General features: G+C 69.9%; 12 protein-coding genes and 1 pseudogene. 7 read left to right on the top strand and 6 right to left on the bottom strand.

Features of this window, described 5'->3' with window-relative positions:
- A partial coding sequence (locus tag MOX02_RS02755) for a helix-turn-helix domain-containing protein (RefSeq protein ID WP_308631661.1) occupies positions 1–1021 on the top strand: 1021 nt, incomplete at its 5' end.
- 12 nt (positions 1022–1033) lie between these two features.
- Here the strand turns inward: MOX02_RS02755 and MOX02_RS02750 are convergent.
- The 4 genes from MOX02_RS02750 to MOX02_RS02740 form a co-directional block, all read right to left on the bottom strand.
- Entirely contained in the window at positions 1034–1288 is a 255-nt protein-coding gene (locus MOX02_RS02750) for a hypothetical protein (RefSeq protein WP_147024184.1), read from the bottom strand.
- A gap of 154 nt (positions 1289–1442) precedes the next feature.
- Positions 1443–2240 (bottom strand): OBAP family protein, encoded by a 798-nt coding sequence (locus MOX02_RS02745; protein ID WP_147024183.1) that lies wholly within the window; start codon positions 2238–2240, stop codon positions 1443–1445.
- A 98-nt stretch (positions 2241–2338) separates the two neighbouring features.
- Entirely contained in the window at positions 2339–2515 is a 177-nt protein-coding gene (locus tag MOX02_RS30945; RefSeq protein ID WP_170267612.1) for a hypothetical protein, read from the bottom strand.
- Between the two features lie 57 nt (positions 2516–2572).
- Positions 2573–3493 (bottom strand): NAD(P)H-dependent oxidoreductase, encoded by a 921-nt coding sequence (locus MOX02_RS02740; protein WP_147024182.1) that lies wholly within the window; start codon positions 3491–3493, stop codon positions 2573–2575.
- A 251-nt stretch (positions 3494–3744) separates the two neighbouring features.
- On the opposite strand from MOX02_RS02740, the pseudogene MOX02_RS02735 reads away from it, so the two are divergent.
- A pseudogene (locus MOX02_RS02735) lies at positions 3745–5214 on the top strand (erythromycin esterase family protein); the annotation flags it as partial.
- A gap of 42 nt (positions 5215–5256) precedes the next feature.
- Here MOX02_RS02735 and MOX02_RS02730 read toward each other — a convergent pair.
- The gene (locus MOX02_RS02730) at positions 5257–5694 is read right to left on the bottom strand and encodes a hypothetical protein (protein WP_147024180.1); all 438 of its coding nucleotides are present in this window, start codon (positions 5692–5694) and stop codon (positions 5257–5259) included.
- A 644-nt stretch (positions 5695–6338) separates the two neighbouring features.
- On the opposite strand from MOX02_RS02730, the gene MOX02_RS02720 reads away from it, so the two are divergent.
- The 5 genes from MOX02_RS02720 to MOX02_RS02700 all read left to right on the top strand — a co-directional run bounded on the left by MOX02_RS02720 (position 6339) and on the right by MOX02_RS02700 (position 12587).
- Positions 6339–6812, top strand: coding sequence for a formate dehydrogenase subunit gamma (locus MOX02_RS02720; RefSeq protein ID WP_147024178.1), 474 nt, complete (start codon positions 6339–6341; stop codon positions 6810–6812).
- Positions 6809–8368 (top strand): formate dehydrogenase beta subunit, encoded by a 1560-nt coding sequence (locus MOX02_RS02715; protein ID WP_147024177.1) that lies wholly within the window; start codon positions 6809–6811, stop codon positions 8366–8368. The genes MOX02_RS02720 and MOX02_RS02715 overlap by 4 nt, the downstream gene beginning before the upstream one ends.
- A 10-nt stretch (positions 8369–8378) precedes the next feature.
- Positions 8379–11240, top strand: a complete 2862-nt coding sequence (gene fdhF / locus MOX02_RS02710; RefSeq protein ID WP_147024176.1) for a formate dehydrogenase subunit alpha — start codon at positions 8379–8381, stop codon at positions 11238–11240.
- Positions 11241–11244: 4 nt separating this feature from the next.
- Positions 11245–11535, top strand: a complete 291-nt coding sequence (locus tag MOX02_RS02705) for a formate dehydrogenase subunit delta (protein ID WP_147024175.1) — start codon at positions 11245–11247, stop codon at positions 11533–11535.
- 98 nt (positions 11536–11633) lie between these two features.
- On the top strand, positions 11634–12587 hold the full coding sequence (locus tag MOX02_RS02700; RefSeq protein ID WP_147024174.1) for a LysR family transcriptional regulator: 954 nt from the start codon (positions 11634–11636) through the stop codon (positions 12585–12587).
- 303 nt (positions 12588–12890) lie between these two features.
- Here MOX02_RS02700 and MOX02_RS02695 read toward each other — a convergent pair whose 3' ends face one another.
- Positions 12891–13661 carry an SDR family oxidoreductase gene (locus MOX02_RS02695; protein ID WP_147024173.1) on the bottom strand — a complete coding sequence of 257 codons (771 nt, stop codon included), beginning with the start codon at positions 13659–13661 and terminating at the stop codon, positions 12891–12893.
- Positions 13662–13735 lie beyond the last annotated feature (74 nt).

Raw genomic sequence — 13735 nt, 5'->3', positions numbered from 1 at the left:
CATTCGTTCTGGGCCCTGTGCCCGCAAAAACCTCGGATCCGGCCGCGTTCCGCGCTATGAAGCGCGGGTGATCCTCACCAGCGTACAATCGACACAGCAGATCGAGCCGAAGCGCGCCTTCGATTACTGGCGCAGCACGGCCCTCGCGCGCGTCGATGCCAGCCTCGTCGAAGGGGAGGGGGCTTTCGCGGCCCGCCGCCTCGTCGCCGTGCTCTCCGAGGGCACGCTGATCCGCACCCGCAGCAGCCCGCTCGTGATCGAGCGGCTGCCGCAGCAGATCCGCCGGGACAGCCACGACGACGTATGCCTCAGCCTGCTCCTCGGCGGCAGCGGCCATCTGGAACAGGGGAACCGGGGTGCTCTCCTCGCCCCCGGCGAGATCGGCCTCGTCTCGCTCGCCCGGCCCTTCGTGCTCGGCGCGCACGAGAGCTATGAGGAACTGCGGCTCCACATCCCGCGGGCGGTCTTCCGTCAGCATGTCGGAAACGTCGAGGAGGTTGCCGGCCGCGCCCTCCGGGCCGGCGCGCTCGGCGACCTGTTCGCGAGCTACCTGACGACGTTCGCCGCGACGGTCGAGCGGATGTCGGAGGCGGAGGCTGCCCACGCCTACGAGGGAGCCCTCCACCTCCTGCGCGGCATCGTCCACGGCGCGGGCGAGCGGGGCGAGGGCGACACCTCGGCGCGGGCCCTGCGCTCCCTCGCGGACGCCCATATCGAGCGGCGGCTGCACGATCCGGCCCTCGGCCCCGCCGAGATCTGCGCGGCCCTGCAGGTCTCCCGGACCCGCCTCTACGCGGCCTTCGCGCCGACGGGCGGCATCGCCGCCGCGATCCGCGACGCCCGCCTCGACCGCGCGCACCGCCGCCTGTCCGCACCCGGCCGCGACGGCGAGACGATCACGGACATCGTGCGGGCGTGCGGCTACCTGGATCCCGCGGGCTTCAGCCGCGCGTTCCGCCGCCGCTTCGGCCTCGCCCCCCGGGACGTGCGCGCGTTGCGACGGACCCGAGGGCTGGACTGAGCGGAGCGTCCCTCAGCCGATTCGGCGCAGCGCGCCGCCGGCCCGCACGACGGCGCCCGCCGGAGCGCTCGATCCGGCCGGCGCGTTCCGCGCGGCGCGCAGGCGCTGCACCTCCTCGTACGGAACGGTGTTGCCGGCGGGCTTCTCCGGATCCGGGCCATCCTGGTCGGGCCGGGAGCGTTCGAGCGCCGCCGCGATCCGCGCCTTCGTGCGGGCCGTGAAGCCCCTTCGCGCCAACCAGGCCGGCATCCGCTTCGCACGCTTCATCAGGTCACCCGCAGGCCTCGGACAGTCGCCGGCACCCATCAGGAGAACAGGATCGGCCCGGAGCCGGGAATGGCTCCGCGTCCGGAATACTTGGCCCAGCGTCCCGCGGGCCGGATCGCGGGGGCCGCCGGTCCGCGCGGGTGCGAGCCCGGGCCTACTCGCGCCGGTTGCGGAGCGGCACTGTCTGCAGGACGAGCTGCGGCGACTGCCCTCCGGTCCAGCCGTCGGCCCCGGCCGCGACGGGCGGTGCGCTGGCGAGCAGGTCCGCGCGCGACCGGCCGATCTCGGTCTTGCTCACGCCGAAGCGACGGTCGCGGTCCTGCAGCAGCTCGGGCTTGATCTGGCCGTCCTGCGTGAAGCCCATCATCAGTTGCGGGATGCCGAGCGGCAGGCTCGCGTGGCGGTCGGTCTGCCACGTGTGCCAGGTCTTGCCGTAGGTGGTGACGAGATCGGCGATGGCCGCGTGCTCCACGCCGCCCGGAATGCCCGGCATGATCAGTTCGCCGGAGGTTGTCTCGTGGCGATGGCTGTGCCAGAGCGGCTTCTCGTCCTCGGGCAGGGTCCGGAACAGGCGCTCGGAGACGATGTACTCGATCCCGATCAACCGGGCGCCATCGCCGTTGCCGTCGTAGATCACGCACTGGAAGAAGTCCTCGGTGACGTGGGTGCAGTAATGGTGCGCCTCGATCTGACGGCCCATGTCGTCGGCGTAGAAATGGAACCCGTTCAGGTACATGCTGACGGCGTCGATCGGGCGCTTCTTCTGCAGCACCTCGGCGCCGAGGCCGAGCGCCTTGCTCTTGGTCGATGGTTCGGCTCCGGGAATCCCGCCTCCGGGCTCGGCCGGCTGCTGAGCCCGTGCGCGACCGCAGGCGCAGGCCAGGAGGGCCGAGGCGGAGCCGAACAGCCCGGCGAATCCGCGTCGATTGAGCGATGCCTCGGTCCATCCCATGCTGGCCTCACCGGAAGTCTCGGATCCTGCGAGGGCAACCGGACGGGTGCGCGATGGATCCTCGGCCGAGGCGCCGCCGCCGGGCGGTCGTCCCGGGCTCAGCCCTCGGCCTTGTCGGGCTGTCCGGTCTTCGCGCCGCCCTCCGGGGCGGTCGAATCCTCGCCCGCCGCGTCGGGATCCGTGCGCCCCTGCGGGGTCAGGCGCGGGGCGGCGATGTCGGACGGGTCTGCCTGCGATCCGGACCGTTCGGGCTTGTCCTTGTCGTCCACGCTCATGCGGGTCTCCTCTCGTCGTTCGAGGCCGAGGCCGGCCCGTGCGGGGCGGGCCTTCCTCTAGTCGGTGGTGGACTTGGCCCCGCGCTCGGCCTCCGTCGTGCCGGGCACGATGCCCTTCGCCGTCACGTAGCGGCCGAACGCATCGACCCATGCGTCGAAGCAGGCCATCGCCTCGCGCTCCTCCACCATGTCGTCGGCCTGATCGTCCGCGTAGGCGCGGCCGATGCCGATGCGGGCATGGCGCCAGAGCTCGTCCGGCACCTCGATCCCGCTGTAGCGGCACTGCCAGACGAGGCCCTGATAGGCGCTGCGCTCGTCGCCGCCGTAGGGCTCGGCCTCGGGATCGAACCAGGCCTTGTGGCGGAGGATGCGCGGGCGCCCGTCCGCGTCGAGTTCGTTCCCGCCCTCGTTGCCGTAGCAGAAGAAGGCCGCGGTGCGCCCTTCGAGGTGGTTCCGCGTCAGATCGCGCCAGAGCGGGGAGCGCTCCAGGGCCTGCGCCTTCAGGGTGCTCTTCTTGTCGATGAGGTCGGGGCGCGGATTGCCGCCGCTCATGCAGACGAGGCGGTCGAACATCGCCTTCAGGTTCGTGGTCGGGCCGTACCACCAGACGGGGCCGATGATCGCCCAGGCATCGGCCCGGGCGAGGCGCTGATACAGCTTCTCGTTCCACATCAGGTCGGGCTGGGTCTCGCTGTTCGGCCCGTAGCAGTTGCAGGGCCAGACGCAGAGCGCCATCGAGGTGCCGACGCAGCCGTTGCAGCCCTGGATCTTCGGCTTGCCGTGCTCGTTGCCGATGTCGACGTGGTCGATCTGCCAGCCGGCCGGCAGGCGGCCGAGCATCCGGTGCAGGAGGGCGCGGGCCTTGCCGTCGAGGCCGGGGCAGCCGTCGATCCGGCGGGCGGAGCCGGCGATCAGAAGCACCTGGAGCGGACGTTCCTCCAGGGGCAGCGCCTCGGCCTCGGCCTTCGCTTCGTCCAACGTCGTCACTCCCCGCGCCAGAAAATACACCTTTCGATAGTGTCTGATGCGAATGGGTCCTGCGCCGAAAGGTTCCGGCGGCGCGCCGGACCGGTGCGAACCGGTTATCGCGGCTCACGAGCGGGGTAGGGTAGTCTTCACCTGGGTTAAGCCGAGGTCTCCACGCGCAACCGCCCAGTATCCTCCTGCACGTCTTCGCCGCCGGAGGCCGCTGCCACGCGGGAACGACGGGATTTCCGGTGCGGTTGACCGGAGGCATCCTGCCGCCCGGAGAGGATCATGGGCGCCGGCGCCTCGAAGAACTTCGCAGCGACGTCGGCCGCCGAACCGGTCCGGCCAGCTCTGGGCGAAAATCCCTGCCTGGATGCGGGGCAGCGCCCGCGGTGCCGGCCATGATCGATTCCGCCCGGCACCGATCCCTGACCGCGATGATCGCCGCGGCGGCCGAGCCTCTGCCCACCCTCGACGACCCCACCTTCGCCGAGCTGTTCGACCGCTTCGCCGGGCGCCGGGTCGTGCTCCTCGGCGAGGCGAGCCACGGCACGAGCGAATTCTACCGGGCGCGCGCGGCGATCACGCGGCGGCTGATCGAGCGCCACGGCTTCACGATCGTGGCCGTCGAGGCGGACTGGCCGGACGCCGCGGCCGTGGACCGCCACATTCGCCGTCGCCCGGACCGGCCCGGCGCGGAGCCGCCGTTCCAGCGCTTCCCCACCTGGATGTGGCGCAACGCGGAGGTCGCCGCCCTCGTCGCGTGGATGCGCCAGCACAACGCGGCGATCCCGGAGCCGGACCGCCGGGCCGGCTTCTACGGGCTCGACCTCTACAACATGAGCGCCTCGATCACGGCCGTGCTCGCCTATCTCGGTGAGGTCGATCCCGAGGCGGCGGCGGTCGCGCGCGAGCGCTACGGCTGCCTGACGCCGTGGCGGACGGAGCCCGCGGGCTACGGGCGGGCGGTCGCCCGCTCGGGCTATCGAGGCTGCGAGAAGGCCGTGATCGCGCAGTGCCGGGCCCTGCTGGAGCGCCGCCTCGCGGACGGGAGTTCGAACGACGGCCTCGTCGACGCGGCCCAGAACGCGCGCCTGATCGCGGCGGCCGAACGCTACTACCGCGCCATGTACGACGGCGGTGCGAAATCCTGGAACCTGCGCGACACGCACATGTTCGAGACGCTGCGCCAGCTCGTCGAGGCGGGCGGACCGCAGGCGCGGGCGGTGGTCTGGGCGCACAACTCGCATATCGGCGACGCGCGCGCGACCGAGATGGGCAGCCTCCGCGCCGAGCTGAACATCGGCCAGCTCTGCCGCGCGCATTTCGGGGACGAGGCCGCCCTCGTCGGGTTCGGCACCCATGTCGGCACGGTTGCGGCCGCCACCGACTGGGACGGGCCGATGGAGATCATGACGGTCCGGCCCTCGCACCGCGACAGCTACGAGCGCCTCTGCCACGAGGCCGGGCGAGAGGCTGGCCTGACGCGCTTCCTGCTCGATCCCCGCCGCGACGAAGCGCTGCGCCGGCGTCTCTCCGAGCCGCGGCTGGAGCGCTTCATCGGCGTGATCTACCGGCCCGAGACGGAGCTCGCGAGCCACTACATGGAAGCCTCGCTGCCGCAGCAATTCGACGCCTTCGCGTGGTTCGACGAGACCGGAGCCGTGACGCCGCTCGGTCCCGACCGGCCGGCGCCGGGCGGCGCCGAGACCTATCCGTTCGGGGTTTGACGCCGGGCGGGCTCTACCCCCCGCGACGGCCACTTCGGTCGATCAGCGTTGGCCACCCTTCGGGCGCCGGTCCCCGAGGGGTGCCTTCGCCGGCCGGGCGGGCTCGGAGGTGGCCATGCGGCCCTCGTAGCCGTCGAATCCGCCCGAATGCCCGAACCGCCGGTAGGGCGCGCGCCTGTCGGAGCGCTCGCGCGCCGGATCGATCGGGCGCGGGATGCTGCCGGCTCCCGCCTGATTCTCCGCGCGCGGCTCCGCCGGCGCCGGCGCGCTCGGCGCGGTCCTCACCTGCGCCGTCCTCATCGGCGCGGAGGGTTCGCGGCTCGGCTCGCCGTCCTCCGGCTGGCCGTCGTCGAGCAGGATCCGGTAGCCCATCGTCAGGTAGCAGCCGGACGCATCCTGCCGCGGAAAACCCTTCCACGAGCGGTCCCGGCCGTAAGTCTGCCAGAACAGCCGGCTGTGCCAGTAGCGGACCTCGCGCATGCTTCTCTCGTTTCCGGCGGCGAACCGTTTCTAGTCCGCCGCGCCGGCAGCGCAACACGGGGCCTCACGCCGCGCCGGGCGCGGGCTGCCCTTCTCACCATCCGCCTCGCATGCCAACCGGCCGCGAGAGGTCCGGACCGCACCGTGGGCTCCGCGTCGGAGCCGCCACGCGATCGGCCAAGTGCCTCGCGATCGTCTCGCTGGGCTGCAGATCCCCCTTCTCGCGGCCCCGGCCGCCTTCTGATGCGCGCATGTTGGTACCGTCGAGAAACACCATGCCGGGTTGGACACATAAGGGTCTGCTGGCAATGGAGCGCCATGGCTAAGGCACCGATCCCGTTCAGCGAACCGGCGGGCCATGTTTGACGGGCCGATCTCGCCATGCGGCCCTTCGGTCGAAAGGCGAAGCTTGTCGCCGATCTCACCAGCACATGAATCTCGCGGATGTAAGACGACGATAATCCTAATCCTGAAAACGGGGAAGACCTCTAAGAGCCCGCTGGCAAGACCCTGAGAGCGCGCCTACAGAAATGATGCCTATCAACAAGGCCTGCTTGTTGGTCGACCAGATAGCTTGATTGAATCGCGGCGGCACTCCTGTTCCTATCGGTCTTAGAACGAGACCAATCTGAGCAGGAAAGTTCATGCCACGTCACGAGCCGTGGAACGCGGGCCGCGCCGCCGAGATCGTCGCCGAGCATGGTCATCTTGAGGGTGCGACGCTGCCGATCCTGCACGCGCTGCAGGAGACCTTCGGCTATGTCGATGCCGAGGCCGTGCCGCTGATCGCCGACGCGCTGAACCTGTCGCGCGCCGAGGTGCACGGCTGTATCACCTTCTACCACGATTTCCGCAGCGCGCCGGCCGGCCGCCGCTCGGTCAAGCTCTGCCGGGCCGAGGCCTGCCAGGCCCAAGGATCGGAGCGGCTCCACGGCGAGATCCTCGCGCGCCTCGGCGTCGGCTGGCACGAGACCAGCGCCGACGGCGCCGTCACGGTGGAGCCCGTCTACTGCCTCGGCCTCTGCGCCAACGGCCCGGCCGCCCTCGTGGACGAGGAGCCGATCGCGCGGCTCACCGCCGATTCTCTCAGCGCCGCCCTGGCGGAGGCCCGGTCATGAGCGTCACCGTCACCGTCCCGCGCGACGCCGTCGCCCTCGGCCTCGGCGCCGACCGGATCGCCCGCGCCCTCTTCGCCGGCGCCGAGCGCCGGGGCCTCGACCTCACCATCGTGCGCACCGGCTCGCGCGGCCTGCTCTGGCTGGAGCCGATGATCGAGGTAGCGACGGCGCAGGGCCGCGTCGCCTACGGGCCCGTGACCCAGGGCGACGTCGAGGCGCTGCTCGACGCGGGCCTCGCCGAGGGCGGGGACCACCCCCTGCGCCTCGGCGACCCGGAGAAGATCCCCTATCTCGCCCGCCAGCACCGTCTCACCTTCCATCGCTGCGGCGTGATCGATCCGGTCTCGGTCGACGATTATCGCGCGCACGGGGGCTATCGGGGCCTCGAGGCGGCCCTGCGGCTCGGGCCCGAGGCCGTCGTCGGCGCGGTCCGCGAGTCCGGCCTGCGCGGCCGCGGCGGCGCCGGCTTCCCGGCCGGCATCAAGTGGAACACGGTGATGCTGGCCCAGGCCGACCGCAAGTACGTGGTCTGCAACGCCGACGAGGGCGATTCCGGCACCTTCGCCGACCGGATCATGATGGAGGGCGATCCGTTCTGCCTGATCGAGGGCATGACGATCGCCGGCATCGCGACCGGCGCCACGCGGGGCTACATCTACTGCCGCTCGGAATACCCGCAGGCCTTCCGCACTCTGCAGGAGGCGATCGCCAATGGCGTCGCGGCCGGCGTCCTCGGCGACGACGTGCTGGGCTCGGGTCGCAGCTTCCACCTGGAGGTCCGCCTCGGGGCCGGCGCCTACATCTGCGGCGAGGAGACCTCGCTCCTGGAGAGCCTGGAGGGCAAGCGCGGCATCGTGCGGGCGAAGCCCCCGATCCCGGCGCTCAAGGGCTTCCTCGGCCGCCCGACGCTGGTCAACAACGTGATGACCTTCACGGCCGTCCCCTGGATCCTGGAGCACGGGGCTGCGGCCTACGCCGCCTACGGCCAGGGCCGATCGCTCGGCACCCTGCCGATCCAGCTCGCCGGCAACATCAAGCACGGCGGCCTCATCGAGTACGCCTTCGGCATCACGCTGCGCGAGGTGATCGAGGATTTCGGCGGCGGCACCCGCTCGGGCCGTCCGGTCCGCGCCGTGCAGGTCGGCGGTCCGCTCGGCGCCTACTTCCCGGACAGCCTCCTCGACACGCCCCTCGACTACGAGGCGATGGCGGCCAAGAACGGGCTCGTCGGCCACGGCGGCATCGTGGTGTTCGACGACACCGTCGACATGGCCGCGCAGGCCCGCTTCGCCTTCGAGTTCTGCGCCACGGAATCCTGCGGCAAGTGCACGCCCTGCCGGATCGGCGCGACCCGCGGCGTCGAGACCATGGACAAGGTCATGGCCGGCATCCGTCCGGCCGAGAACCTGAAGCTCGTCGAGGATCTCTGCGAGATCATGACCGACGGCTCGCTCTGCGCGATGGGCGGCCTGACACCGATGCCCGTGATGAGCGCCATCACGCATTTCCCGGATGATTTTACGCGCGGCGGCGACCTGCCGATCGCGGCGGAGTGAGGAGCGTTCCATGGGCCTCATCAAGGAAATCGACTACGGCACGCCGATCCGCGTCTCCGACCAGAGCGTGACGCTGACGATCGACGGCGTGGCCGTGACCGTCCCGGCCGGCACCTCCGTCATGGCCGCCGCCATGAGCATGGGCACGCAGATCCCGAAGCTCTGCGCGACCGACTCGCTCGAGCCGTTCGGCTCCTGCCGGATGTGCCTCGTGGAGATCGAGGGCCGGCGCGGCACGCCCGCCTCCTGCACCACGCCCGCCGAGCAGGGCATGGTGGTGCGCACCCAGAGCGACAAGATCGCGCGCCTGCGCAAGGGCGTGATGGAACTCTACATCTCCGACCACCCGCTCGACTGCCTCACCTGCGCGGCGAACGGCGACTGCGAGCTGCAGGACACCGCGGGCCAGGTCGGCCTGCGCGAGGTCCGCTACGGCTACGACGGCGACAACCACGTCAAGCCGACCGCCGAGAAGTACCTGCCGAAGGACGAGTCCAACCCCTACTTCACCTACGATCCGTCGAAGTGCATCGTCTGCAATCGCTGCGTGCGGGCCTGCGAGGAGACCCAGGGCACGTTCGCGCTGACGATCTCCGGCCGCGGCTTCGACAGCCGCGTCGCGGCGGGGCCGACGAACTTCATGGACTCGGAGTGCGTGTCCTGCGGCGCCTGCGTGCAGGCCTGCCCGACCGCGACGCTCCAGGAGAAGTCGATCATCGAGATGGGCCAGCCGGAGCACGCGGCGGTGACGACCTGCGCCTATTGCGGCGTCGGCTGCGCCTTCAAGGCCGAGATGCAGGGCGACCGCGTGGTCCGCATGGTCCCCTACAAGGACGGCAAGGCCAACGAGGGCCATTCCTGCGTGAAGGGCCGCTTCGCCTACGGCTACGCCACCCACAAGGACCGCATCACTAAGCCGATGATCCGCGAGCGGATCACGGATCCGTGGCGCGAGGTGAGCTGGGAGGAGGCGATCGCCCGGGCGGCCTCCGAGTTCAAGCGCATCCAGTCGACCTACGGCAAGGACTCGGTCGGCGGCATCACCTCGTCCCGCTGCACCAACGAGGAGGCCTACCTCGTCCAGAAGCTCGTGCGGGCGGCCTTCGGCAACAACAACGTCGACACCTGCGCCCGCGTCTGCCACTCGCCCACCGGCTACGGGCTGATGTCGACGCTCGGCACCTCGGCCGGCACGCAGGACTTCAGGTCGGTCGACGAGTCCGACGTCATCCTCGTGATCGGCGCGAACCCGACGGACGGCCACCCGGTCTTCGGCTCGCGCATGAAGAAGCGGCTGCGGGCCGGCGCCAGGCTCATCGTGGCGGATCCGCGCCGGATCGACCTCGTGAAGTCGCCCCACATCCGGGCCGACCATCACCTGCCGCTCAAGCCCGGCTCCAACGTCGCCTTCATCAACGCCTTCGCCCACGTCATCATCACCGAGGGGCTGGTCGACGAGGCCTACGTGCGCGAGCGCTGCGAGCTCGGCGACTTCGAGTCCTGGGCCCGCTTCATCGCGGAGGAGCGCCACTCGCCGGAGGCGCTCGCCGAGGTCACCGGCGTCGACCCGGCCGAGCTCCGCGCCGCCGCCCGCCTCTACGCCACGGGCGGCAACGCCGCGATCTACTACGGCCTCGGCGTCACCGAGCACAGCCAGGGCTCGACCATGGTGATGGGCATGGCCAACATCGCCATGGCCACCGGCAACATCGGCAAGGTCGGGGCCGGCGTGAACCCGCTGCGCGGCCAGAACAACGTGCAGGGCTCCTGCGACATGGGCTCGTTCCCGCACGAGCTGACCGGCTACCGCCACGTCTCGGACGACGCCACGCGCGAGAGCTTCGAGGCGCTCTGGGGCGCCAAGCTCGACGCCGCGCCGGGCTTGCGCATCACCAACATGCTCGACGAGGCCGTCGATGGCGGCTTCAAGGGCCTGTACATCCAGGGCGAGGACATCGCCCAGTCGGACCCGGATACGCACCACGTCACGGCGGGCCTGACGGCGATGGAGTGCATCGTCGTGCAGGACCTGTTCCTGAACGAGACGGCGAAGTACGCCCACGTCTTCCTTCCGGGCGCCTCGTTCCTGGAGAAGGACGGCACCTTCACCAATGCCGAGCGGCGCATCTCGCGCGTGCGCAAGGTGATGGAGCCGCTGGGCGGCTACGGCGACTGGGAGGGCACGGTGCTGCTCTCGAACGCGCTCGGCTACCCGATGGCCTACACGCACCCGTCCGAGATCATGGACGAGATCGCGGGCCTGACCCCGAGCTTCACCGGCGTCTCCTACGAGAAGCTCGAGGCGCTGGGCTCGGTGCAGTGGCCCTGCAACGAGAAGGCCCCGCTGGGTACGCCGATGATGCACGTCGACCGCTTCGTGCGCGGCAAGGGCAAGTTCATGATCACCGAGTTCGTGGCGACCGAGGAGCGCACCGGGCCGCGCTTCCCGCTCATCCTGACCACCGGCCGCATCCTGTCCCAGTACAATGTCGGCGCGCAGACCCGGCGCACCGAGAACTCGCGCTGGCACGAGGAGGACGTGCTGGAGATCCACCCCTTCGACGCGGAGAGCCGCGGCATCGTCGAGGGCGACCTCGTGGCGCTGGAGAGCCGCTCGGGCGACATCGCCCTCAAGGCCCGGGTGAGCGAGCGGATGCAGCCCGGCGTCGTCTACACCACCTTCCACCACGCCAAGACCGGCGCCAACGTCATCACCACGGACTACTCGGACTGGGCGACGAACTGCCCCGAGTATAAGGTGACGGCGGTGCAGGTGCGGCGCACGAACCGGCCTTCCGACTGGCAGGCGCGCTTCTTCGAGGAGGATTTCTCGCTGACGCGCATCGCCAAGGTTCTGGACGCGGCGGAGTGAGGGGATGAGCGCGACCTCTCAGACCGACAAGCTCGTGCGCATGGCCAACCAGATCGCCGCCTTCTTCCGGTCCTACCCGGAGGAGGAGGCGGTCGCCGGCATCCACAAGCATCTCGTGGCCTTCTGGACGCCGCGGATGCGGGACCGGCTCGCGGAGTACGCGCCGCAGGCGGGCGCCCGGCTCGACCCGCTGGTGGTCGCGGCGATCGCCAGCACGAGCGACGATCCGGGCCCGATCAGGCCGGCCACCTACGACCCGCATCTTCTCGGAGCGGGCGCCAGCGACGCCGGATAAGCCTTTCCGGCATCGCACTTCATATTGAAGGGCGAGCAACAGCAGAATAGCACCGATCCGCCGCGAGGCTCGCGGCCACGCGGACTCGGTTTTGGGCTGTGATCGACAAGCTGGACTATCTGCTGGCTCTCTCGCGCGAGCAGCATTTCGGGCGTGCCGCCGAGGCTTGCTCCGTCAGTCAGCAGGCGCTCTCTGCCGGGATCAAGTACCTGGAGAACCGTCTCGGCGTGCAGCTCGTGCAGCGCGACTCGCGCTTCCAGGGCTTCACGCCGGAAGGCGAGCGGGTGCTTGCCTGGGCACGTCGCATCATCGCCGACAGCCGTGCCATGCAGCAGGATGTGAGGACGCTCCGCCGTGGTCTGTCCGGGCATCTGCGGATCGCCGTGATCCCGACCGCGCTCCCGATGGTGGCTGCCCTCACCACTCCGTACCGGGAGCGTCACCCCGATGTGCGTCTGACCATCGAGTCGACGACGTCCTCGGACATCTTCTCCCATCTGAAGAACCTGGAGGCGGATGCCGGGGTCACCTACCTCGACAACGAACCCCTCGGCCATGTGATGGCCATACCGATGTACCGAGAGCACTACCGCCTCGTCACGGCAGTCGGCGGCCCCTTCTACGATCGCGACGTCGTGACCTGGACCGATGTCGCCCGCACGCCCCTGTGCCTCCTGACGCCCAACATGCAGAACCGGCGCATCGTCGACGAGCAGATCCGCAAAGCCGGGGTCGAGCCGACTCCCGCTCTCGAGTCGAACTCGATGATCGTGTTGCTGACGCATGTGCATACGCTGCGCTGGGCCAGCGTGATGCCCGCGATACTCGTTGATGCCCTCGGCTCGCGAGATGATATCCGCGCGATCCCGATCGTAGATCCGGATATCCAGCACACGATCGGGCTCGTCGCGCTCGACCGGAATCCGTCTACGCCCACGGTGAACGCTCTCATGAGCATCGCTCGCGATGTGGCGCGAAGTGTTCGTGGGAATGGCGTCGCTGTCCCAGGCCTGCCGAACCTTCGAGCGAGCTTGGAAATTCCGCTTAATTGAGCAGGATGAATCTCTCAGTCGCGGAGGCTTGCTCCCTTGCGTCGGGAGCATCCAACAGGCTGCTTATCCAGGCTGAGCGGTCCGCACAGCTTCGCTTGTGCTCCAAGTGAGTTGCAACATCGCCGCGCCGCAGGTCTCACCCGTCAAGAGCCGCGGTTGCGGCCCCGGCGTTCAGTTGTTCCCGAGCGGCCGCATCCAATCCACCTCCGTCACGGAGACGAGCGGCACGCAGGTGCGGAGGCTCGTTGGCGAAGGCGCACGCTGCATCGCCACCGGGGTCAGGACCTGTGCCTCTGCTCGACCTTACGTCTGCGCCTCGCGGGCCGTGCGCGCCATCTCGTTGAGCATCGTCACGGCCTCGTCGAAGCGGTGCTCAGCCTCGGCGTTGCGCTGGAAGGCAACCCGCTGCACCAGGATCTCACGCGGCGTCGGCTGCCGCTGGAAGAGCGTCATCACCTCGTCGATGAAGTCGTCCAGCGGCAGGTAGCCTTCCCGCGTGGATTGGCCCGGTGTGAGGTCAGTCTGGACCGCCGGCGGCACCAGCTCGATCACCTCGACCATGCCCTTGAGCGCCTCCCGGAGCGCGACCGTGTAGCTGTGCATGGCCGCTTTGGTCGCCGAGTAGGTCGGGGTCGCGACGAGCGGAACGAAGGCCAAGCCCGAGGTGACGTTGATCAGCGCCGCGTCGGGCTGCCGGCCGAGGTGCTCGACGAGAGCGTTGGTCAGCCGGATGGGGCCGAGCAGGTTGGTGGTGACGGTCGCCTCCGCATCCGAGAGGTCGCGCTGCTGGTCCAAGGCCTCGAAGCGCATGATCCCGGCATTGTTGATCAGCACGTTGAGGGCGGGATGCTCCGAGGTCACGCGCCGGGCGAAGTCTTCGACGACGTCGCCGCGGTCGGCATCGAACGCCAGGGCATGCATGTTCGGGCGTCCGGCAATCGTCTGCTGCAGCGCCTCCATGCGGCGGCCGGCGACGATGACGGTATTGCCGAGATCATGGAAGCGGTGAGCGAGAGCCTGTCCGATACCGGAACCGCCGCCGGTGACCAGGATGGTGTTACCCGATGTTTTCATCTGAGCGACCTTCGTTGTTGTCGCTGCAGAGGGTAGGAACCGAGCTTTCCAGCCTGAAGTAGGCACCGAAAAGA

Source organism: Methylobacterium oxalidis (genome assembly GCF_007992195.1).
GTDB lineage: Bacteria > Pseudomonadota > Alphaproteobacteria > Rhizobiales > Beijerinckiaceae > Methylobacterium > Methylobacterium oxalidis.
Note: the sequence above shows the minus strand (reverse complement) of the source record. Positions and strands in the feature narration are given on the sequence as shown.

Bases quoted from the DNA above. Each gene is read 5' to 3' on its own strand.
- MOX02_RS02750 (WP_147024184.1), bottom strand. From the start codon at position 1,288: ATGAAGCGTGCGAAGCGGATGCCGGCCTGGTTGGCGCGAAGGGGCTTC.
- MOX02_RS02745 (WP_147024183.1), bottom strand. From the start codon at position 2,240: ATGGGATGGACCGAGGCATCGCTCAATCGACGCGGATTCGCCGGGCTG.
- MOX02_RS30945 (WP_170267612.1), bottom strand. From the start codon at position 2,515: ATGAGCGTGGACGACAAGGACAAGCCCGAACGGTCCGGATCGCAGGCA.
- MOX02_RS02730 (WP_147024180.1), bottom strand. From the start codon at position 5,694: ATGCGCGAGGTCCGCTACTGGCACAGCCGGCTGTTCTGGCAGACTTAC.
- MOX02_RS02720 (WP_147024178.1), top strand. From the start codon at position 6,339: ATGCCACGTCACGAGCCGTGGAACGCGGGCCGCGCCGCCGAGATCGTC.
- MOX02_RS02715 (WP_147024177.1), top strand. From the start codon at position 6,809: ATGAGCGTCACCGTCACCGTCCCGCGCGACGCCGTCGCCCTCGGCCTC.
- fdhF (WP_147024176.1), top strand. From the start codon at position 8,379: ATGGGCCTCATCAAGGAAATCGACTACGGCACGCCGATCCGCGTCTCC.
- MOX02_RS02705 (WP_147024175.1), top strand. From the start codon at position 11,245: ATGAGCGCGACCTCTCAGACCGACAAGCTCGTGCGCATGGCCAACCAG.
- MOX02_RS02695 (WP_147024173.1), bottom strand. From the start codon at position 13,661: ATGAAAACATCGGGTAACACCATCCTGGTCACCGGCGGCGGTTCCGGT.